Consider the following 20,154-nt stretch of genomic DNA (forward strand, 5'->3'; position numbering starts at 1 on the left):
AAGTATGAGCAGGATCCGCAACGTGACATTCCGGACTGGGCTGGCGGAGTGATGCCCAAGTACGGAGTGTACACATCCTTCGAACTGTTCGGACCATGATTCGTACAGATCTATGCCACACAGAAGTGTTCGCATACATGATCCGATTCCACTACTACGCGTTTCGGCTTCGAGGGCAGTCGTACATAACGACCGATGCAAGTGGTCCAACAGTGTGGTTGACGAAAGCACCATGGTTGCGCGGTACGATGGAGTCACTCTCCACGCCGTATATCATACGGACATGCATTACTTCCACGTATACCGTCAGGCGGGACCCAGGGATCGTTCCATACCACCCGCATATCTCGCCGCCGATGGATCGATCCCGTATCCTCTCCCTGGAACGCTCGCGTCAGATATTCTCCCTTGATGGATTCGATTCCTGCTCTCATCGTTCGCGATAACCCCTTCATGAAGTATAGGTCATCCTGCACGATGCATGATGGAGACTATGCCCGTAGATGGCATAGTGCGCCCCGTACGTTCGTGCCGACGATAGTATCGTCGATGACGAACTACATACTACAATCAAGGGTTATATGCGCACGACGCTTCGAATAGCCATGCCGGTGCTGGCTATGTGCTTCCTGTCGCTGTCCGCATTCGCACAATGCGACTCGCTGCGACAGTTCTATCCACCTGGGACGAGGGTCCATCCACGGACGCCGACCGGTAGCGATACCAGCGTCTCCATCGATCCACGGATCTACGTCACACAATGGCATTTCGAGACGCAGTCCGATTCCACCATCACCCGCTTCGTCTTCGACGACTTCGTCGGCAACGGACAGCGGGTCTGGCTCAACAACTGGTGCAAGGGCAAGACGTGGAACTGGAGCGACTCGCTGCAGGACTACATTCCGGAAGTCACGAATGCCCAGCTCAGTTCCATTTCGCATACGACCTACATGCCGCTCATCGGTGGAGATACGATAGGGTTCTACCGTCATGCCTACTGGCTATGGCGTGGACCGCAGAACGGATCCATCGCCAGGTATCAGTCGCTCGATGTCGTCTCCTATTCCGTCGAACTCGTGAAGCAGACGACGGGACAACGGATGGCTCTGCTCGACACGTTCAGGATCAGCCAGAGCGGAGCGTCGGCGCCATGCGTCTATACGTGGTATCCACTCGCCTCGAAGGTCAGATACGTCGTTCCCGCAAGCGTGACGGATACGACGTATGCATCCATCCGCATCAATGTCTACACCGACGGAGGCACGAACGACACGTTCTCACGATCCGACAATTTCGGACCGACCAACTCCCGCTACTTCATCAACAATTCGTACTTCAACAACTTCATGTCGACGGTGAATGCGGAGAACGCATGCGCTGCGTCGAGTGGTGGTTGTGGCATGGCGGTGACGAACGGTACCTCGGGTACCGTGGATGCAGCCGTATCGTCCGGTTCCATCGTCCAGGTCAAGGCCTTTTCACAGAGCGGCTTCATGGTCACCAGTGCGAACGTCACGAGCTGGCCCAGCACCAAGGTCCTGACGACGGGATCCGGGCTCTTCATCATCTGCGGCATCGACGGTTCGGGCTCCGTCGTCTGCACCAGCACCATGCTTGTTCCATAACACCAGACACTTCAACGATGATCCTCTCCAAGAAATTCCCGACAAGGAGCCTTGTCGGCCTGCTGGTCGCGTTCCTTTGCATCACCACACTGGGTACGGCGTTGACGGCGAAGCGCAAGCCTGGCTCGCAAGGTGGCAGCAATCCCATGTGCGATCCGGACGCCGGCGAAAAGGTCGACGTCGTGGCCGGTCCACGGCAATGCTATTGCTACGAGGCAAGGGCCGGATACTATACGTTCACGCCGTTCTATCCGCCTGGGCTGGTCGGGACGCTCTTCCATTCCCAGGTCGTGGTGTCCTGCGATCCCGAGACGGAAGCGACGAACACGCCGTACAACTGTACCTATCGCAACGACTGTATGTCGGACTACGAGCAGACGCAACCCGGGTGGTTCTACTTCTTCAACTCGGACTTTCCCATCTACATGATCGAGGGAGGTCCGGGAAGCTGGCCCTAGGATGACGTATCGATCCGGTGATTCCACGGCCCGCATGTTCCTTATCGAAAGGAGCTGCGGGCCGTGTGGTTTTTTGGGAGCTCCATTCATCGAGCAACGGGATCGCCCCATATCAAGCGATGATGTACGATATGCTCCTACCAAACCGATAACGGTGTGGTGCCAGTCGGTTTCTATCGGCCCCGCATGTGCGGGTGACATGGATTCTTCATCGACACGCTGGGCGTACGATCCGGCTCATCCCCGCATGCGGGGTGATCTGTGTGTTCGTGAGCAAATATCCGATAGTCATCGGTCTCCGTCTATTCTATAGTACTGCTCAACAAACTAATGTCATGAATGGTAGCGCTGTGACAATAGATGGCATAGTCACCTCCCTACGTTCGTGCGTACGAGTCATCGTCGATGCTAGTTCACACACAACGGGTATGACTACTATGCGCATGAGACAAAGATTCTGTCGGACCATCCCGACTATTCTGGTACAATCTGCTTCCGTCATCGTCAGTTCATGTGGCAATGATCGCACGCCGGTTACAGCGACACCACCGCTTGGACAATCGGGCCAACTGAGCTTTACCGAGCAACCACAGCCCAGCAATGAATACGACTGGTTTGGCGTATTCCATAACCGGGCGATGCTGTATGGTATCCGGTACCTGGCCGACTATGAGGGTATCGACCTGACGACGGTCGGCTTCATGGCAGCCGACTTCCTTGTCGATTACAACACGACCGATAGTTATACTGTTACCGATATTCCGTCGATCGGTGCATCGTGCGACACCATCTTCGCAGAGTTCTACAACTGGCGGAATGGACGGACGGTGCAACAGTGCATCGCCAGCCTGAACACGACGAGGTACGTCAAGGCGCACATCCTGACGATGGTCAACGACATCCATACCTGTCAACTACCCAATTGCTGACGTCATTCGATACTGAGGTTGCTGCCGTAAAGGCCGATGCGAACCTGGACAGCGCGCAGAAGGCGCTGCTGCTGGTTGGTATCGCCGTCGGCTACCACAGTGCCCAGTTGTGGGACAACTATTGCACGAACGGCGGTTATATCGTGGGAGGATAGGGGTGGCCACATCAACTACATCGATACTGCGAACAGACCGTCTATCATCGAAATGGATATGGTTGGCCTGTTCTGGGGCGCACTCACGGTCGGACTCGTTGAGGGCGTGGTCGGCGCAATCGGTGGTACGGCGGCCGGTGCGGTAATCACGGGCGGGCCTGGCGCACCCGTTGGTGCTGCCGCCGGCCTCGCACAAGGGGCGATGAGAGGCGCAATTTCGGGCGGCCTGCTGGGCGCGATCGGGGCCTCGCTATGGGATGGCGTCATCAAGCCGTCGATCGACGGACCAGCGCCGGAAACACATACGCCGGGTGGTGGTGGAAACAAGGGTAAGAAACGAGGGGGCTAGTATGAAAAAGGGCTCTGCTGTGTATATCGCGTTCTTCATAGGTAGCATGTTCATCCTCGGATGCGGAGCGTTCGCGACGCTCTATCGTCAGCACGGGATAGCGATCGCCTGTCTCGTCGCATTCGGGATTCTCGCCACATTCTACGTGCGCTATCGTCAGGCCCAGGCGCGTATCAAGTGATCCAAGGCCCACCGGGATGATGCAGCGGGGCCGATACATCCCCGCGTGTGCGGGTGACATATGACCTCGACTCGCTCAGTTGTGTGAAAACTCGGCCCATTCCCGCATGCGCCGGTGACATGGGTTTCACTATCTCCCCATCGATGAACAGGCAGGAACATCCCCGCGTATGCGCGTGACATGTCGTCCACGTGCCACCGCCCGCTTCGAGCAGCGGAACATCCCCGCGTGCGCGAATATCATCTCATACTTGTGACCCACTGTTCACTCGTCGACCGCGCGTACCTCCATCTTCCACACCTTCCTCACCACTCCTTGAACGTGACCCATACGGCCGCGATGATGAGGACGAAGCCGGCGATGTGATTCCACTTCACGGGTTCGCGCAGATAGAACGTGCTGAAGATGACGAAGACGGTGAGCGTAATGACTTCCTGAATGGTCTTCAACTGGAAGGCGCTGAATGTTCCATGACCATACCTGTTGGCCGGAACCTGGAAGATGTATTCCGGCAAGGCGATCAACCAGCTCGCCATGATGACCTTCCACAAGGCTTCCTGCTTGTACTTGAGATGTCCGTACCAGGCGAACGTCATGAAGATGTTCGAGATGATCAGCAGGCCGATAGTGAGCATGATGTTGCGTACAGACGTTATTGAATCAGGGCTCTGACCGATACACCGATCTTCTCGGCCAGTTCGTCGGTCGACAGGTCGTTCGCATCAAGACCGAACGGATCTTCTATTTCCTCGGCCACGAGTTCGAGACTGGCCAGAGCATAGAAGATGAACACGGTGAGAAGAATGGTCGAGTATCCGTACGACTCGACGAAGGCATACGGCAACGTGGCAGTATAGAAGAAGATGAACTTCTTGATGAAGATGTTGTAGGAGTAGGGGATCGGTGTGGAACGAATCCGCTCGCACCCGCCGGTGATGTCGGTCAGCGCCGTCACTTCCGGATTGAGGATGATGAGCTGATCGCCCGTGATGAGCTTCCTGCTGTAGGCTTCGTGCAGCAGACGTATGATGCCCGAGGCGATGGTATTCGGCCTGTGTTCGCCGACGCTGTTGCCACGCAGGTGTTCCTTCAGTTCGATCGGAAACTGCGTCAGCAGTCTCCGCATGTCACCGCGAAGGTGGACATACTGGGGATCGATCATCACCGACCACTTCATGGCGATGTTCCTGCTCGTATTGACGAGGCTCCCCCAGAGTTTGCGGCCTTCCCACCACCGGTCATAGGCGCTGTTCGTACGGAAGACGAGAAGCAGGGAGATCACGATACCGAGCAGACTGTGGATCGCCGTCGTGTTGAGCGTATGGAAATGCAGGTATTCGAGTTCGACGACGGAGAAGATCGCAGTGTAGAAGCTGACGGCCAGCATGGCGGGAAGCAGCTTCCTTGCCGTGTCGGCCGGGTGGAACTGGAAGATCAGCCGTAGCCACTGCTTGGGATTGTAGATGATCATGGGGATTACTGCGGTAGTAGGCGGCCAAAATAACGGATGTCCGTTTCATACGACATGGATCGTTCTCGTCATCCACCGTCTTTCCACGATCCTGAGGATAGCCAACCTGCGTTCCACGAACGGGATAGGAGGCCGACACGATGCAAGGGGCTTCTCTCCACGATCTTGTTCACGACGGTTGTCAATTGATCGGGAAAAGTTCTGGAAACAGGACGGTAATGCACAGGTGAACATCCGGCCAAGGAAAAGTTATGGGAGGTTGTCGGAAGTCCTCACGGGGAAACCCGAGATTATCCACTTGTTCACACCCTCCGTGTGGATTGCTCTAATTGCCTTTGGTTCATGCCGGTTAGGTCAGCTCCGAGGTCGAAATCGACGAGTCATCCACACTATCCACAGGCTTATTACTCTTACTGTTCTTTACCCTCTCCAAAAGAACAATACACAGAGTGGTCGAGTGTGGAAGACGCTGCCGGTTGTGCAGTTGGACGATTGTTTCGAAATTGCATCGTTGATGTAAACGACGTCAACGAAAAACGGGCCGCTCCTCATCGAAGGAACGGCCCGTTTCACGTTTCGACAGGAGCGGCAATCGGGTCGGTCAGATTTCCGAGAATCCGGTATACGGACGCAGGACTTCGGGAATGACGATCCGGCCATCTTCCGTCTGATACTGTTCGAGCAATGCCACCATGATGCGCGACGTCGCCAGACCGCTGCCGTTGAGCGTATGGACGTAGTCGGGCTTCGATGCCGACGTGGCCTTGTACCGGATGTTGGCACGACGTGCCTGGAAGGATTCGAAGTTCGTGCAGCTCGATACTTCGAGCCACTTCTGCTCGTACGGCGACCATACTTCCAGATCGTAGGTCTTGGCACCGCCGAACGTCATGTCTCCCGTGCAGAGAAGAAGCACCCTGTAGGTGAAGCCGAGAGCGCGGAGGATGTATTCGACGTTGCCGACGAGGGCTTCGAGTTCGTCGTAGGACGAGTCGGGCGTCACGAACTTCACCAGTTCGACCTTGTTGAACTGATGCACGCGCAGGAATCCGCGCGTGTCCTTGCCATAGCTGCCGGCTTCCCTGCGGAAACAGGCACTGTAGCCCGCGAAGCGTACGGGAAGGTCTTCCCCGGCCAGGACGTCGTCACGATGGAAGTTCGTGATCGGTACCTCGGCCGTCGGAATGAGGTAGAGCTCGTCCTTCGAGATGTGATACATGTCCTCTTCACTCTTCGGAAGCTGACCGGTTCCTCTCAACGACGCCGTATTGGCGACGAAGGGAGGCATGATTTCCCTGTAGCCGTGGACGGCCGTATTCGTATCGAGGAAGAAGTTGATCAGGGCACGTTCCAGACGCGCACCCTTTCCGACGTAGAAGCCGAATCCCGTGCCGGTGACCTTGGCTCCGCGTTCGAAGTCGAGGATTCCGAGCTGGCGCGACAATTCGATGTGATCCTTCCGCCAAGCGCGTTCCAGCGGCTGACCTTCGCGGCGTACTTCGACGTTGTCGTCTGCCGTCTTTCCGATGGGTACGGAAGGATCGGCCATGTTCGGAATGCGGAGCATGATGCCGTCGATGCGCTCTTCCGTGGACCGCAGATCCTCGTCGAGGTCCTTGATACGGACATTGACGACCCGCATCTCCTCGATCTGCTGCGTGGCGTCGCCACCGCTCTTCTTCAGGACGGCCACTTCTTCCGAGACCTTGTTGCGCCGGGACTTCAGTTCTTCCACTTCCTGGATGATCGTCCGGCGGCGGATATCGAGTTCGAGAAGGCCGTCGATATCGCTGTTATCGTTCTTGTTGACGCAGTTCCGACGGACGTCGTCTGCATGTTCGCGTATGAACTTCAGGTCGAGCATGAGTGGATTCGTATTGGAATGGATGAGTCCGCAAGATAACACCTGCAGAAAGCGCGTCAGTTCCGCTTCTTCCGGGCCAGGTCCGTGGCCTTGGCCACTTTCACGAAGGGATACCACGTCGAGAGCACGGACCAGACCAGGCCCTGCCATCCGTTCAGGCAGTGTCCACCGATCAGGTAGTGTTTCACGAAGTACAGCGGCAGCATCAGTGCCGTGGCGGCTACGGACCGCCGTTTGCCCCGTTCCACGAGGGCAGTGGCGGCCAAACTCGTATACCTGTTGAATTTCTCGAGATAGTGGTCGATGGAACGATAGCTGTAATGAAGCATCTCATGTTTCATCCGGCCCGTCGACCCTGTGGTGATGAGGTGTTCGTGGACGGTATCGAGACTGAATTCGGCCGAATCCTTCCGGAAAAGGCGTAGCGGGTAATCGCACGAGCCCCGTCCATGAGCGAAGACCTTGCCCAGAAAGACGAATCTGCGGGGAAGAGAATAGACCAGGTGGCGTGGTTCGTCGTCCAGGGTGGTACATATCTCATTGGCCAGGTCGGCGGACAGCACTTCGTCGGCATCGAGGGAGAGAATCCAGGGATACCGTGCCAGGGAACAGGCATACCGTTTCTGGGCACCGTAGCCGGTGAAATTGTGGTGTTCCACCCTGCATCCGGATGAGCGGGCCAGGTCGACGGTTCGATCGGTGCTTCCGGAGTCCACGACGATGATTTCGGAGCACCACCGAAGCGCTTCGAGGCATTCGAGGATGGATTCTTCCTCGTTCAGGGTGATGATGACGGCGCTGATCTGGGCCATGAAGGTGGGGAGGTGATGGACGTGTGGCCGCCAAGATAGCGGAGCCGTGTATTTTCATCGCACAGCGATGGGTAACGATCGAAACGTTTCCGGGTTATTCGTCAGAGGAACTACCATCCATGAGCTAGTAATCGGTTATCTGGAGTGGAAATGAAACGAATTTTCGCCGCAATCGGCATGGGGATGTTGATAGGATCTGCGGGTATGTCCGCGCAAACGGCCGAGTATCTCTCGCCTGCGCCCGGATCGACGGCAGCATCCACCGAAACACGGATCATCGTACGGTCATCGGCACGCGTAACGGCCGCACCGGAACGGATGTCCCGTCATATCACGTTGAAGGGAGATGGTACGGCAGCCGTCGAATGCACGATCGTCCTGGGCAGGGATGGTCGTACGATCAACGTCGTTCCTCTGGAGCCGTTGAAGTCTTCGACACGCTACGTCGTGGCCATCAAGGGGAACAGGGATATCGGTCTTCCCGACACATCGTACAGCTTCCGGACGGCACGACCTGCAGTTCCTGAGCGTCCCGACGTTTCGCCGGTCGTGCAGGAAGGCGAGGAAGTCCCGACGGACGTCGTTCCGTTGACGGTGACGGTGAATACGACGCCGGCACCCGGCTATCTCTACATATCGCCGTTCTGCCGTACGCCGAAGCCCGTCTATGCACCGTATCTCATGGTTCTCGACAATGCCGGGAACCTCAAGCACTGGAAGTCGATACCGGAGTATGCCTTCGACTTCCGCCCACTTCCGGATGGACGTCTTGGGTATACGGTCTTCCAGATGGCGGCCTCCGGCGCCCGCGCATTCTCGCAGGCATTCCAACTTGACTCGAATCTCGACATCATCCGTGAACTGAAGCCGTCCAACGGCTATCAGCTCGCACAGCATGCCTTCACTGTACTTCCGAACGGCAACAGGATTCTCCTGAGCCAGGAAGACGTGGTAATGGATCTCAGCGACGTCGTTCCGGGAGGAGACCCTGCGGCGACGGTAACGCAGCCTATCGTTCAGGAAGTGGATCCGAATGGCGTCGTTCTCTTCCAATGGCGCAGCCTGGACTACTTCCCGGTCACAGCATCGTACGAACCGCTCAATGCCGCCACCATCCGCTATTCCCATAACAACGCCCTCGAAATCGATACGGATGGGAACTTCCTCCTGAGCCTTCGCCACATGTCCACGATCATCAAGGTGAACCGGAGTACGGGCGAGATCATGTGGATCCTCGGCGGAAAGCTGAACCAGTTCAGATTCGTCGGCGAGGACGAAGCGAACGCACCGAACTACTTCTCCTACCAGCACGACATCCGCAGGCTTCCGAACGGCAACATTTCGATGTTCGACAACGGAAACCAGAAGAATCCTCCGCATACGCGGGCCGTGGAGTATACCATCGACGAGCAGGCGAAGACCTGTACGCTCGCATGGTCGTATCGTCATGTTCCCGATATCTATGCCCAGGCACAGGGTGCCGTCCAGACGCTGCCGAACGGGCATCGCATCATCGCATGGGGCAATGCGGTCCAGAACGGATCGCCGGCCATCACGGAAGTGGATGCCGCGGGTACGGTGGTGTTCGAAGCCACGTTGCCCACGACGATGCATCCCTACAAGGTGGAGAAGCTGCCGTATCCGATGGGACGCCCGGCATCGAAGGTCTTCATCGACGAAGTGCTCCGCGGCAACACGTACACCTACACGCGCGGTACCGACACGATCGGTCTGACCATCACGTGGAACGTTCTCGAATCGTTCTTCTACAATGCCACGGTGGCCTATCGGTATCCGTACGCACCGGAAGATCCGGTGTTCGAGGGAACGGCGCCGACGATCTTCCCCGTGCGTGTTACCGTGGAACAGGAAGGTATCACGAGTCATGAAGCGGAATTCCGCTTCAAGGCTTCCGTTCTCGGTCTCGAACGTGTCGCCGACCGTATCACGGTCTTCCATCGCGATACGATCGGAAAAGGTCTGTTCACACCCCTGAAGACCCGCTACAACCCTGCATCGCAGGAGATCGTCGTCGATACCGCACAGGTCGGTGAGTTCACGTTCGGCCTCGTCAACACGAGCGGGCGTCCTTCCGTACCGGCACTGCTCTCGCCGCCGAGCGATGGGAAGGTTCTCGCCAACGCCGAAGTCCAGCTCCGCATCTCGCCGAAGGGGAACTTCCTGACGCATACGATCGAAGTATCGACACGTCAGGACATGTCGAACGTCATCTTCAGAAGCACGTCGAACAACGACAAGGCACGTACGACTCCGCTTTCCGCAGGACGCTATTACTGGCGCGCGCGCTCCGTCTCCGATACGGATCAACCCGGTGACTGGACCGCGGTGGACAGCTTCCTCGTGACCGATGCCTATACGAAGCTGGTGGCTCCCGACAACAACGTCGTCTGGTATCAGGACAGCGCCTACGTCATCAAATGGGAAACGAACGTGTCGACGCGTATCCGGCTCGAGCTGATGAGCGGCGAGACGGTGGTGGCCCTGATCCGCGATTCCGTGGCATCGGTCAACAAGGGTCTGTTGTGGAAGGTTCCGGTAAGTGTTCCTGCAGGTAAGGATTACAGGGTCCGCATCACGCTTCTCGACGAGACCTTCGGAACGATGGACGTATCTCTCGGTACGGTCGAGATCCGCCAGATCACGAGCAGCGTCCAGGAGAAGGATCGCGGCGCCGGAATCATGATCATTCCCAATCCGTCGACGAACTCGTTCTTCATCGGTGGCATCGAGAACATCACCGAGGTCTCCTTTTTCACGAACGATGGCTCGCATGTCCGTACCGACGAGGTGATGGGTACGGGAGCGCAATTCAACGTGAGCGATCTCGCATCGGGCATGTATCAGCTCGTCATCCGCACGGGAAGCAATGCCTATACGAAGCCTCTCGTCATCAGCAGATGACCTGTTGAAAAATACTCGATTTTATAAAAAGCGCTATCAATCCGATAGCGCTTTTTTTATGTCCTGAGGTAGAGGGAAAGGACGGAAACGTCGGCGGCGCTCACGCCGGGAATTCTCGATGCCTGGCCGAGCGATCCCGGGCGTATACGGGAGAGCTTTTCCCGTGCTTCCTTCGAAAGCGATGAAACGGCATCGTAGACGAAGTCGTCGGGAATGCGCTTCCGTTCGTTGTCTGCGAAGCGTTCCACTTCACGGAGCTGCTTCTGGATGTAGCCATCGTAGCGGATGGACGTTTCCGCACCATGGATGGCACCAGGATGTTCGGCCATCAGCGAGGGCATGGGATGATGACCGGCTTCGAGGAGATCCGCGAGGGGAACCGTCGGACGTCGCGCGAGGGTTCCCACCGTCGTCGTTTCCATGACGGGATCTTCGCCGAAGCGTTCCAGGAGCGGGTTGGCGTCGGCCGGGCCGATCTTCGACGCACCGAGCCAGTCCATTATTCCCGACTGGATTTCATGGGTCCGTTGCCACCGTTCACGGACGTCGTCCGTGATGAGGCCCAGACGATGGCCATGGGGGAGCAGACGATCGTAGACGCTGTCGATTCTCAGCAATAGCCTGTATTCAGCCAACGACGTGAAGATCCGGTAGGGCTCTTCCGTATTCTTGTTCACGAGGTCGTCGATCAGCACACCTATGTATGCTTCCGACCTTCCAGGGGTGAAGGGGGCTTCGCCCTTGATCTTCAGGGCCGCATTGATACCTGCGATCAGGCCCTGGCTTGCAGCTTCCTCATAACCCGACGTTCCGTTGATCTGTCCTGCGAAGAAGAGTCCGTCGATGGCCTTGGTTTCCAGCGTGAACTTCAACTGATAGGGGAAGAAGAAGTCATATTCCACGGCATAGCCGTACTTCAGGATGGAGGCATGTTCCAGTCCGGGGATCGTCCTGAGTCCCGTGTCCTGTACGTCAGCAGGGAGGCTCGTCGAGAAGCCGTTGACGTAGACGGAGTCGGCCGTCAGTCCTTCGGGTTCGAGGACGATGATATGGGAGTCCTTATCGGCGAAGCGGGCGATCTTGTCCTCGATGGAAGGGCAGTACCGGGGCCCGGCCCCGTGAATCAGCCCGCTGAACATCGGCGATCTGTCGAAGCCCGTACGCAGGATATCGTGTGTGTGGACGGATGTCGTGCTGGCGAAGCAGGCCAGGCGATTCGTTACCGTTCGTGTACGGATGGAGAAGGGTTGGGGACGTTCGTCTCCGTTATGGGGAACCAGGAGGCTATAGTCGATGGAATCCTTATGGATTCTGGGGGGTGTTCCGGTCTTCAGACGTCCTTTCTCCAGACCGTACGAAGCCAGAAGGTCGGAAATACGCTCTGCGGGACGTTCTCCGACACGCCCTCCCTTCGTGGTCTGCATTCCCGTATACATCACGGCATTCAGGAAGGTACCGGAGCAGAGTATGACGGCTTTGGCCGTAATGACCTCGTCCTTCGTCGTTCTGATGCCTTGCACCACATCGTTCTTCACGATGATTTCCGATACCGTCTCGGAGATAATGTCGAGATTCGGCGTGGAGCGGACCAGATTCTGCGCGAAGAGGGGATAGAGGTCCTTGTCGTTCTGTGATCGGGGAGACCAGACAGCGGGGCCCTTCGACGTATTCAGCATCTTGAACTGGAGTCCGCTCGCATCCGCGATCCGGGGCATGACGCCTCCGAGGGCGTCTATTTCCTTTGCGAGGTGCCCCTTGGCACTCCCTCCGATCGAAGGGTTGCAGGAAAGGCGGCCTATGGTGTGAAAGTCCATGCTTACCAGACCTACCCGCAAGCCCATTCGGGCTGCAGCACAGGAGGCCTCGATGCCGGCATGGCCGCCACCAATGACGATAATATCGAATCGATGATCCATAGAATCCGATGTTCCACGTGGAACAATAATGGATGTTCGTAGAATACCGAAAGCAGGTATACCGGAATGTTCCACGTGGAACATTCGCGTACCAGGCGATTGGCTCCATCCGGTAGGGTGCATCCCTCGAACCTTCTTGCGGATATCCCTGACGAGCAGGCCTAACGGAGGAACTTGACCATGAGGTACTCGTCAACGTAGGCGTCGCCGATCTTCATGGCTCGGAGCTCCGTTCCATAGACGATAAAGCCCATCCTCAGGTATAAGGCATAGGAGGCGTCGTTGCGGGTCGAGACGGACAACTGGATCTGTTCACAGCCTACAACGTCCCGGGCATTCTCCATAACCGACTTCAGGAGCATGGATGCCAGACCCTGCCGACGGTATTGCTCACGGACGTACATCCCCCAGACACGGCTTTTGTGCTTGACCTTGCTCAGTGTATAGTCGCAGGAAAAGCCTGCCATTCCGGCAATCGTGCCGTCCGGAAGAATGGCGCCGAGCAGATAGGCATAGGGAAAGTTCATGTAGCGCTCGAATCTCTGCTCCTTGTAGAGAATGGAGAGGGAATCGAACCAATCGTAGTCCGAACCGAACAGCTCGGGAGAACGCTCCAGGGCCTCGCGCTGAATATCCAGGAAGGCATTGAGGTCGTCGATTTCGAGTGGCCGAACAACGATCGAGGGATTCATGCTCTACTTTCCGATGCAAAAACGTGAGAATACTGTGTCGAGAAGGTCCGGATTCCAGGTCTCTCCGGAAATATCGCCAAGGAGTCTGATGGCGGCACGGACGTCGACGGAGATGAGTTCATTGGAGCGTCCGGCCGTGAGGCTTTCGAGAGCGCTGGAGAGATGTTGGACGATCTGGCGGAGCAGACCTGCCTGACGGGCATTGACGAGAATGTCGGTGATGTGTTCCGAGCTCTTCCGGACGTATCCGGCCAGAACTGCCTTCAGTTCGGAAATACCTGCACCGGTGCGGGCAGAACACAGGATGTCCGTCGGGCGGCTGTCGGAAAGAGTCCGGTCGAAGAGATCGGCCTTGTTCTGGACGACGAGACATGGAATATGACCGAAGCGCTGCCGGATATCGGCAAGAAGGTCATCGGAATGGTCCAGTCCGGCCGATCCGTCATTGACGATCAGGACGAGGTTGCTGCGTTCGATGAGGGAGGATGTGAGCACGATACCCTGCAGTTCGATGCTGTCGGCCGTATCACGCAGTCCGGCAGTGTCGTAGAGGTGGATCGTACAGCCTTCGACGACGATACTTTCCTCGAGATAGTCGCGGGTCGTTCCGGGAATATCGCTGACGATGGCCCGGTCGCGATCCAGCAGGGCATTGAACAGCGAGCTTTTGCCGGCATTGGGATAGCCCACGACGGCGCAGTAGAATCCCGATCTCAGGATTTCCGCCGAAGCAGCCGTATCGGCCAGCTCGGCAGTGAAGCGCCGGATCTCTTCCAGGGTTCCTGCCAGTTTCCGTTTGTCGACGAACTCGACGTCTTCCTCCGAAAAATCGAGCTCGAGTTCCATCAGGCCCGCTACGTCGAGAAGCTGCTGACGCAGTCCGGCGAGACGCCTGGTGAAGCCACCCGCAAGTTGTCGGGCGGCTGTCTGGGCCCCGGCCTTCGATTCGGAGTGGATGATATCCGCCACGGCCTCTACCTGCGTGAGATCGAGCTTTCCGTTCAGAAAGGCCCTGCGTGTGAACTCGCCCGGCTCGGCCATGCGTACTCCTGCGTCCACGAGCGACGAGACGATCTGGCGCGTGACCTGATGCCCGCCATGACAACCTATCTCGACGACATCTTCACCCGTATAGGAATGAGGTGCACGGAAGACCGAGCAGGTGACGCTGTCGATGCGTTGGCCATGGGCCTGCCACCACCCGTAGTGGATGGTATGGGCCGGAACGTCCCGCAACGTAGCTCCGGAAAAAAGACGGTCGCAGACGTCGAAGGTCGCAGGACCGGAGACGCGCACCACGGCAAGACCGGCGATCCCGGGTGGCGTCGCCAGAGCGCATATGGTGTCGTGGATGGAATCCTGCATCATGGACATGCAAAATACAATGCTTCTGGTTCGATATTTGCTATGATGCCGGAAGGCCGTAGTATTGTCCGCAACGGAAATCGTAATGAAATTTATTATCCACGATGACGGTATCGTCGATGGTCGGACCGATTGAGTTTCATCTGCCGAGTGTGAGTTCCACGAACGACTACGCTCGGGAGCTTCTCGGTTCCTATCCGTTCGTCTACGTGAGTGCCCAGCACCAGACGGCAGGCAGGGGACGTAACGGTCGGACGTGGCATGGCGATTTCGGAACCAACGTCTACTGTTCCTTCGGTATCCGGCATGCCGACTCACCGTCGACGGAAGATGCGGCATCGTACATGGCGCGTGGTGCCCTGGCCGCGCTCGACGTCCTGCGGACTCTGGCCCCGGGAACAGTCTTCCGTTTGAAGTATCCTAACGACATCCAGGTTCGCACCGAACAGGGGTGGGCCAAGATTGCCGGAGTCCTCGTGGAACATGAGTATCACGGAACGCGCTGCGTCACGACGACGGTCGGTATAGGGGTAAATGTCGGTCAGCGAACGTTTCCGGATACTATCGGCCAGCCTTGTTCGTCGTTAGTCCTTCTTGGAGTCTCGGTTGATTTGCCGGTATTTCTCTCCGATCTTCGTGATCGGTTTACGCAGGCCCGTTCGCGCCCATGGTTCGAGATACACGAGGTATGGGTGCGGGAACTGGATGTTCTGGGGAAGCCAGCCAGGATCGCAGGTATGCACGAATCATGGACGATGCATCGTGTCCTGCAGGATGGTCGTTTGATAGTACGTCAGGATGTTACACAGCAAGAACGGACCGTCACCGATGGCGACACTATACGATACGACGATTGAAATGAACGGCGTCGAGTACGGCATCTGCGGTATCGACGTCGGAAACAGTCGCGTCAAGATCCACCACGACGACGTCTTTCTTTCCTTCCCGTACGACAAGGAATGGAAGAAGAACGTCCAGCATCACTTCCGTGATCATACGACGCGTCGTTATCTGATCGGTCTGTCGAGTGTCAATCCAAAGCAGACGACGGCCATCGTCAAGGTGATCCAGCGTTGTCCGGGTCACCTCGTCGTCAACGCACACTCGCTCCTGATGCGGAACGAGAAACTCCTGTCATTCGGTGCCGTGGAACATGCGGGTATCGACAGACTTCTCGGCACGATCGGCGCCATGAATGACGTCAAGCCGCCGCTCATCACCGTCGACTGCGGCACGGCCGTCACGATCAACGTCATCTCGAAGGAACGGGTCTTCCTCGGCGGAATGATCTTCGCCGGATTCACGACGCAACTGTTCGGTCTGGCCAAGCAGACGGCCGCCATTCCGGAAATGAAGTTCGTCGCCCCCGCCGACGCGATCGGCATCAATACGCAACAATGCCTCATGGCCGGCGTTACGTCATCCGTCGTCGGTGGTATCGCCCATGCCATCCGCAACATCTTCGCGACGCAATTCAAGGGCAAGCCGGTGCCCGTCGTCCTTACCGGCGGAGAGGCGTCGCACGTCATCGAACGCCTCGGTGCGGAGTCGATCGAAGCTACGTATCACCAGCATATGGTGACGGACGGCATTCTCTCGATTCTCGCCAGCGCTCCGATGATCGACGTCCAGGATTCCGTCATCGGCAAGATCCTCACCTGATCCATGGCTCATCCCGTTCATGCCGTCGCCATTCATGGTGGTGCAGGCAATCTCGCGCGCTATACAGGAACAGGACGTCTCGAAGAAGCACGGGACATGCTGGACTCGTTGATTCGTGAGCTCAAGGAACGTCTGCACAGAGGTGATGCCGCACTCGACGTCGTGACGCATGCCATCAAGGTGATGGAAGATTCGGCCCTGTTTCATGCAGGCCGCGGTTCCTCACCGACGTCCGAAGGATATACCGAACTCGATGCGTCGATCATGGACGGCAATTCGCTGAAGGCCGGTGCCGTAGCGGCCGTCCGTACCGTACGGAATCCGATCCTCGCCGCCAGAGCCGTGATGGAGCGGACAGGACATGTTCTGCTCGTCGGTCATGAAGCCGACCGGTTCGCAGGCGACAACGGACTGGACATCATCGACGAGACATACTTCGTTCCCTGCGATACCGCTGCCGTCAGCGACCCAGGTCATGGCACCGTAGGTGCGGTGGCGATGGACGTGCATGGCAACATGGCCGCTGCGACGTCGACGGGTGGGACGCTACGCAAACGCGCGGGCCGAGTGGGCGATACGCCGATCATCGGTGCAGGTACGTATGCACGCAATACGATCGGTGCCGTTTCATGTACGGGAACAGGGGAGTACTTCATCAGGGCGAATGCCGCAGGCCGCCTCATCGCCCGCATGGAACTGCTCGGAGAGCATGTCGGCGCTGCCACGGGCGAAGTCCTTTCACGTATCGTCGATATCGGAGGATCGGGTGGCATCATCGCCATCGATACCAGGGGTAACGTATCGATGCCGTACAGCACGGAAGGCATGTACCGTGCGTCGGCCGACGCATCGGGAACGATCACCGTCGGGACGTTATAGTGTTTCACGTCGACCGCATGTCGTGCGGAATGGCACGCGATACGGAGTCGTGCATATCGGCGTAGATCGGCCGATGAAGTCGTCGCATGGAGATCGCCGTCGAACCGATGTACGGATGATCCTCCGGTGTTCCACGATCAGAAGGCATGACCGAGACCGATGCTGAGCTGGAAGTTGCTCAGCTTGAGAGCGCCCTGTCTGTTCCAGATGAATGCTTCGTTCCTGCGGACGGGATCGTAGATACTCGTCCCGACATCGATACGGAACGGGCCGACGGGCGTATCGAAGCGATAGCCGAAGCCAGCGGCCATGACCGAACCTATGACGAAGTCTTCCAGACGCGCAGAACCGTATGCCGATGGCACGAGGCGGTTGAAGGCATTGCCGAAGTCCGTGAAGAACGTGATACCGCTCCGCTCGATGAGCGACGCCCAGAGATCGTCGATGCCCTGTGGCCGCGGAAACGTGTAACGCAGTTCGAAACTGAGTTCGAGCAGCGACGCGCTGCCGAGGATGTTGGCGAAGACGTACTGGTCGGCCGACGTGATGTCTTCGATGCCGAGCTTGCCCGATGCCGTATCGTGCAGTTGCCGTGACGGATACGAACGGATGCTTGCCGCCCCCCCTGCGAAGAACTGTCGTTCCAGAGGGACGTAGAGCTGGGACTGGTCGAGCAGGATGATGTGTCCGAGACGTACCTTCGTCGCTGCCACCAGACGTTCGCGTAACGGTGATGCCGTGGTGTTGAAGAACTGGAGACGGATGAACTTCCCTGCGCCGTAGCCGAATTCCGTTGCCAGCGTCGTGAACGTACCGCTCGTGGGATTCACCGGATTGTCCCTGTGTTCGCCCCGGAAGCTGATACCGAAGAACGTACCGGTGAAGAAGCCACGTTCGTCGGACAGGTACCTGTCGAGAGCGGAGAACTGGACGAACGTCTGCAACACGGCGATGGTATCGGTCACCGACGTCGCTTCCTTCAAAGCCGTCTGGAGAGCGTCCTGGAAATTGCGCGGAACCTGACGTTCGAGGCCGAGCGTGAGATCGATACCGTTGAAGAACGTATGAGCGTAGAGCGAGAGGGGGAGCCGTGCATTCAGACCGGCCGACTCGAGACGGAACGGATGGATGAGGTTCCGTTGCGAATAGAAGACGTTGAGATTGAGGGCCGCACGCTGGTCGAAGATCCGGGCGAAGCTCGGCCATCCGAAGTTGAGCGAAGCGAGGGCTTCCGACTCCAGTTGCTGTGACTGGAAGAGTCGACTCAGGTCCTGGAAGACGTACTGCAGCGTGATGCTTGCCGTCTGCGCACCACCGAAGACGTTCCTGTACAATGCCGTGGCGCCACCGCCACCGTTGAGGTAGTTGTCGATGGACGTCTGGAACATCAGGAGGTTCGCGCCGACGTCGTAGACCTTCTGATTCCTCGTGAAGACGCGCAGCGTGAGCGTACTGTCCGTATTCAACTGTCCATCCGGCACGGCCGTATCGCGGGCCAGCGTATCGATGGTGGCGATCTCGAACGCACCGAGATTCATCAGATTGGTGCGTGTACGCGCGACCTTTTCCTCGCTGTACCACTCACCTTCTTCGAACTCCAGTTGCCGGCGTCGGGCACTGACGTTGATCGACGGCTGGCCGTTGGTGTTCTCCTCGAAGACGATGCGTGCGATCCTGCATCGTGTGCCCGGCTCTATCAGCACTGCGAGCGTATCGCGCAGCTTGTCGCGCGAGATGCCGATGGCCGGCCGCCCGCTTCGCGCTCGGTAGTATCCGTTGTTGCGGAGTATGACGAGGATGTTCTTGATTTCCTGATCGAAGGCCGCCTCGCTGAAGGGATCGCCGGTCTTCAACGTCATGTTGGAGCGTATGCGGTCGAGCACATCGGGAGGGACGTCTTCCATGCCGAGATAGATGATCGTATCGATCACGGCACGTGGCCCTTCGTTGACGACGAACGTCAGGCGGTTCACACGGGCCGCGGCGTCCTGCTGGAATCGGTAGCCTACCGTCGCCGTATGGAAACCGTTCTGTCCGAGGTATTCCAGAAGGGCGGTGCTGTCGCCTTCGGCGACGCGGGGATCGTAGTATCGCAGTTCGTTCTGCAGGTCGCGCTGGATGGAGTCGAGCAACCGGAGCACGACGCGGGGTGTCGCCGGATTGCGCCGGAGGTTCGTCAGATAGTATCGTGAGAGACGCCGCGTTACGGAAAGTTCGCTGGGGCGGGACTGGATGACGCCGATGAGCTGGCTGGGCGAGGTCTGTACATAGCCTTCGAACGTCACCTCGTGAAGTTCCTGCAGGCGCTCGAACCGTACGGGATCGCCGGCCCGCTCGAGGCGAACGCCACGAGCTTCCTGTCCGGTCAGGTCCGTAGCCATGAGGATCATCATGGAACAGAGAACCCAGACGAGTCGAAGGGCGTATCGGTAAACGACGAAAGGGGCTACGGGATTCACGAGCGATAAAATAATAAACGCCCGACGGACACAGGGTCAGCCGGGCGTATGGCGTGGAGCGACCACGTCAATAGTCGTTCATGTCGTCGTCGTCGTTGAAGAACAGATCGTCCGAAGCGCTTTCGTACTCCGGCCAGATGTCTTCGATGCCTTCGAACGTCACCTCATCGGAGTCATCGAGTTCCTGAAGGTTCTCGATAACCTGCAGAGGTGCACCCGTCCGGTTGGCATAGTCAATCAGCTCTTCCTTGGTTGCGGGCCAAGGAGCGTCCTCAAGATATGAGGCAAGTTCAGGGGTCCAAAACATATGCTCTACTCCGGAAATTCGTGACCATCGTTGGCAAGGCGGGCGCAAAGATACATGTCGGGTAGTGTAACCGCAACAGGTCGGCCAGGCAGTTTTTTCATTCGAAAC

Annotated in this window: 17 protein-coding genes; 8 read left to right on the forward strand and 9 right to left on the reverse strand. The window is 57.6% G+C overall.

Annotated elements, in window-relative coordinates; all coding sequences use genetic code 11:
- Window positions 1-581 precede the first annotated feature (581 nt).
- From BGO89_07810 to BGO89_07825, 4 genes are all read left to right on the forward strand, one after another.
- A complete protein-coding gene (locus tag BGO89_07810; GenBank protein OJX59897.1) occupies window positions 582-1,625 on the forward strand; it encodes a hypothetical protein in 1,044 nt (347 codons plus the stop codon).
- A 17-nt stretch (window positions 1,626-1,642) separates the two neighbouring features.
- Window positions 1,643-2,083, forward strand: coding sequence for a hypothetical protein (locus tag BGO89_07815; protein OJX59898.1), 441 nt, complete (start codon window positions 1,643-1,645; stop codon window positions 2,081-2,083).
- 638 nt (window positions 2,084-2,721) lie between these two features.
- Window positions 2,722-3,012, forward strand: coding sequence for a hypothetical protein (locus tag BGO89_07820; GenBank protein ID OJX59899.1), 291 nt, complete (start codon window positions 2,722-2,724; stop codon window positions 3,010-3,012).
- 207 nt (window positions 3,013-3,219) lie between these two features.
- Window positions 3,220-3,516, forward strand: a complete 297-nt coding sequence (locus BGO89_07825; protein OJX59900.1) for a hypothetical protein — start codon at window positions 3,220-3,222, stop codon at window positions 3,514-3,516.
- A 486-nt stretch (window positions 3,517-4,002) separates the two neighbouring features.
- Here BGO89_07825 and BGO89_07830 read toward each other — a convergent pair whose 3' ends face one another.
- From BGO89_07830 to BGO89_07845, 4 genes are all read right to left on the reverse strand, one after another.
- A complete protein-coding gene (locus BGO89_07830; GenBank protein ID OJX59901.1) occupies window positions 4,003-4,332 on the reverse strand; it encodes a hypothetical protein in 330 nt (109 codons plus the stop codon).
- 17 nt (window positions 4,333-4,349) lie between these two features.
- Window positions 4,350-5,168 carry a hypothetical protein gene (locus BGO89_07835; GenBank protein ID OJX59902.1) on the reverse strand — a complete coding sequence of 273 codons (819 nt, stop codon included), beginning with the start codon at window positions 5,166-5,168 and terminating at the stop codon, window positions 4,350-4,352.
- A gap of 601 nt (window positions 5,169-5,769) precedes the next feature.
- Complete coding sequence (locus BGO89_07840; GenBank protein ID OJX59903.1) at window positions 5,770-7,032, reverse strand: serine--tRNA ligase; 1,263 nt, start codon at window positions 7,030-7,032, stop codon at window positions 5,770-5,772.
- Window positions 7,033-7,088: 56 nt separating this feature from the next.
- Window positions 7,089-7,844 (reverse strand): hypothetical protein, encoded by a 756-nt coding sequence (locus BGO89_07845; GenBank protein ID OJX59904.1) that lies wholly within the window; start codon window positions 7,842-7,844, stop codon window positions 7,089-7,091.
- A gap of 204 nt (window positions 7,845-8,048) precedes the next feature.
- Here BGO89_07845 and BGO89_07850 point away from each other — a divergent pair, with 204 nt between their 5' ends.
- On the forward strand, window positions 8,049-10,766 hold the full coding sequence (locus BGO89_07850; protein ID OJX59905.1) for a hypothetical protein: 2,718 nt from the start codon (window positions 8,049-8,051) through the stop codon (window positions 10,764-10,766).
- A gap of 56 nt (window positions 10,767-10,822) precedes the next feature.
- On the opposite strand, the gene BGO89_07855 is transcribed toward BGO89_07850, so the two are convergent.
- From BGO89_07855 to BGO89_07865, 3 genes are all read right to left on the reverse strand, one after another.
- The gene (locus BGO89_07855; protein ID OJX59906.1) at window positions 10,823-12,682 is read right to left on the reverse strand and encodes a tRNA uridine-5-carboxymethylaminomethyl(34) synthesis enzyme MnmG; all 1,860 of its coding nucleotides are present in this window, start codon (window positions 12,680-12,682) and stop codon (window positions 10,823-10,825) included.
- Window positions 12,683-12,843: 161 nt separating this feature from the next.
- Window positions 12,844-13,374: a hypothetical protein gene (locus BGO89_07860; protein OJX59907.1), complete on the reverse strand. Its 531-nt coding sequence runs from the start codon at window positions 13,372-13,374 to the stop codon at window positions 12,844-12,846.
- 3 nt (window positions 13,375-13,377) lie between these two features.
- Window positions 13,378-14,742 carry a tRNA uridine-5-carboxymethylaminomethyl(34) synthesis GTPase MnmE gene (locus BGO89_07865; protein ID OJX60035.1) on the reverse strand — a complete coding sequence of 455 codons (1,365 nt, stop codon included), beginning with the start codon at window positions 14,740-14,742 and terminating at the stop codon, window positions 13,378-13,380.
- Between the two features lie 101 nt (window positions 14,743-14,843).
- Between BGO89_07865 and BGO89_07870 the strand changes: the two genes are divergently transcribed.
- Genes BGO89_07870 through BGO89_07880 form a run of 3 tightly spaced genes read left to right on the forward strand, consistent with a single transcriptional unit; the run spans window position 14,844 to window position 17,280 of the window.
- On the forward strand, window positions 14,844-15,596 hold the full coding sequence (locus BGO89_07870) for a biotin--[acetyl-CoA-carboxylase] ligase (GenBank protein OJX59908.1): 753 nt from the start codon (window positions 14,844-14,846) through the stop codon (window positions 15,594-15,596).
- 1 nt (window position 15,597) lies between these two features.
- A complete protein-coding gene (locus tag BGO89_07875) occupies window positions 15,598-16,401 on the forward strand; it encodes a hypothetical protein (protein ID OJX59909.1) in 804 nt (267 codons plus the stop codon).
- Window positions 16,402-16,404: 3 nt separating this feature from the next.
- Complete coding sequence (locus tag BGO89_07880) at window positions 16,405-17,280, forward strand: hypothetical protein (protein ID OJX59910.1); 876 nt, start codon at window positions 16,405-16,407, stop codon at window positions 17,278-17,280.
- Between the two features lie 137 nt (window positions 17,281-17,417).
- Here the strand turns inward: BGO89_07880 and BGO89_07885 are convergent, their stop codons facing one another.
- Together BGO89_07885 and BGO89_07890 are read right to left on the reverse strand one after the other, a co-directional pair.
- Window positions 17,418-19,673 carry a hypothetical protein gene (locus BGO89_07885; protein ID OJX59911.1) on the reverse strand — a complete coding sequence of 752 codons (2,256 nt, stop codon included), beginning with the start codon at window positions 19,671-19,673 and terminating at the stop codon, window positions 17,418-17,420.
- A gap of 133 nt (window positions 19,674-19,806) precedes the next feature.
- On the reverse strand, window positions 19,807-20,046 hold the full coding sequence (locus BGO89_07890; protein ID OJX59912.1) for a hypothetical protein: 240 nt from the start codon (window positions 20,044-20,046) through the stop codon (window positions 19,807-19,809).
- Between the last annotated feature and the right edge of the window lie 108 nt (window positions 20,047-20,154).

This window comes from Candidatus Kapaibacterium thiocyanatum (genome assembly GCA_001899175.1).
GTDB lineage: Bacteria > Bacteroidota > Ignavibacteria > Kapaibacteriales > Kapaibacteriaceae > Kapaibacterium > Kapaibacterium thiocyanatum.

Excerpts from the sequence above, each read along its gene's own strand:
- BGO89_07835 (OJX59902.1), bottom strand. The coding sequence starts at position 5,168 with ATGATCATCTACAATCCCAAGCAGTGGCTACGGCTGATCTTCCAGTTC.
- BGO89_07820 (OJX59899.1), top strand. The coding sequence starts at position 2,722 with ATGCTGTATGGTATCCGGTACCTGGCCGACTATGAGGGTATCGACCTG.
- BGO89_07865 (OJX60035.1), bottom strand. The coding sequence starts at position 14,742 with ATGATGCAGGATTCCATCCACGACACCATATGCGCTCTGGCGACGCCA.
- BGO89_07875 (OJX59909.1), top strand. The coding sequence starts at position 15,598 with ATGAACGGCGTCGAGTACGGCATCTGCGGTATCGACGTCGGAAACAGT.
- BGO89_07810 (OJX59897.1), top strand. The coding sequence starts at position 582 with ATGCGCACGACGCTTCGAATAGCCATGCCGGTGCTGGCTATGTGCTTC.
- BGO89_07840 (OJX59903.1), bottom strand. The coding sequence starts at position 7,032 with ATGCTCGACCTGAAGTTCATACGCGAACATGCAGACGACGTCCGTCGG.
- BGO89_07855 (OJX59906.1), bottom strand. The coding sequence starts at position 12,682 with ATGGATCATCGATTCGATATTATCGTCATTGGTGGCGGCCATGCCGGC.
- BGO89_07870 (OJX59908.1), top strand. The coding sequence starts at position 14,844 with ATGACGGTATCGTCGATGGTCGGACCGATTGAGTTTCATCTGCCGAGT.
- BGO89_07825 (OJX59900.1), top strand. The coding sequence starts at position 3,220 with ATGGATATGGTTGGCCTGTTCTGGGGCGCACTCACGGTCGGACTCGTT.
- BGO89_07850 (OJX59905.1), top strand. The coding sequence starts at position 8,049 with ATGTCCGCGCAAACGGCCGAGTATCTCTCGCCTGCGCCCGGATCGACG.
- BGO89_07890 (OJX59912.1), bottom strand. The coding sequence starts at position 20,046 with ATGTTTTGGACCCCTGAACTTGCCTCATATCTTGAGGACGCTCCTTGG.
- BGO89_07830 (OJX59901.1), bottom strand. The coding sequence starts at position 4,332 with ATGCTCACTATCGGCCTGCTGATCATCTCGAACATCTTCATGACGTTC.
- BGO89_07860 (OJX59907.1), bottom strand. The coding sequence starts at position 13,374 with ATGAATCCCTCGATCGTTGTTCGGCCACTCGAAATCGACGACCTCAAT.
- BGO89_07815 (OJX59898.1), top strand. The coding sequence starts at position 1,643 with ATGATCCTCTCCAAGAAATTCCCGACAAGGAGCCTTGTCGGCCTGCTG.
- BGO89_07880 (OJX59910.1), top strand. The coding sequence starts at position 16,405 with ATGGCTCATCCCGTTCATGCCGTCGCCATTCATGGTGGTGCAGGCAAT.
- BGO89_07885 (OJX59911.1), bottom strand. The coding sequence starts at position 19,673 with ATGATGATCCTCATGGCTACGGACCTGACCGGACAGGAAGCTCGTGGC.
- BGO89_07845 (OJX59904.1), bottom strand. The coding sequence starts at position 7,844 with ATGGCCCAGATCAGCGCCGTCATCATCACCCTGAACGAGGAAGAATCC.